Here is a 543-nt window from a genome sequence, read left to right as displayed (position 1 = left end):
GTGGTACGCACGCGAGAGGGCCCCGGCCGGTTGACCCGGCCGGGGCCCTCTCGCTTCCTGCGGTGGTGGCTGGGGCCGGGGTCGAACCGGCGACCTATCGCTTTTCAGGCGATCGCTCGTACCAACTGAGCTACCCAGCCACGCAACCTCGCGGTTGCAGCGGTCCTGACGGGATTTGAACCCGCGGCCTCCACCTTGACAGGGTGGCGAGCACTCCAAACTGCTCCACAGGACCAAGCACACGTGCGAGCACTAGTCTCGCACATGGTGTTGCGTGCCCCCAACGGGATTCGAACCCGTGCTACCGCCTTGAAAGGGCGGCGTCCTGGGCCACTAGACGATGAGGGCTGATGGCCCACCTGGGCGCCTTCCGGCGCCGTCGGGGACGTGAGAAGCATATGGGATGCCGACGGGGATCGCCAAAACGGTTACCCGCGCGGTGCGGGCGGGGGTGACCTGGGGCGTCGCGGCGGTGCGCGGGCGGCGGGTGGTTTGGGGTGTGCGGGGGGTGTTCGACGCACGCGTGGGGCGCGGACGGGGCGC

3 tRNA genes are annotated in these 543 nt (G+C 69.6%); all 3 read right to left on the bottom strand.

The features are described 5' to 3' along the window. Positions 1-63: 63 nt before the first annotated feature. The 3 genes from KUM32_RS39145 to KUM32_RS39135 all read right to left on the bottom strand — a co-directional run bounded on the left by KUM32_RS39145 (position 64) and on the right by KUM32_RS39135 (position 348). Positions 64-140 (bottom strand) — tRNA-Phe (locus KUM32_RS39145). Between the two features lie 20 nt (positions 141-160). Continuing rightward, a tRNA-Asp gene (locus KUM32_RS39140) sits at positions 161-235 on the bottom strand. Between the two features lie 40 nt (positions 236-275). Then, a tRNA-Glu gene (locus KUM32_RS39135) sits at positions 276-348 on the bottom strand. Between the last annotated feature and the right edge of the window lie 195 nt (positions 349-543).

The organism is Streptomyces sp. AC627_RSS907, assembly GCF_019049165.1.
Note: the sequence above shows the minus strand (reverse complement) of the source record. Positions and strands in the feature narration are given on the sequence as shown.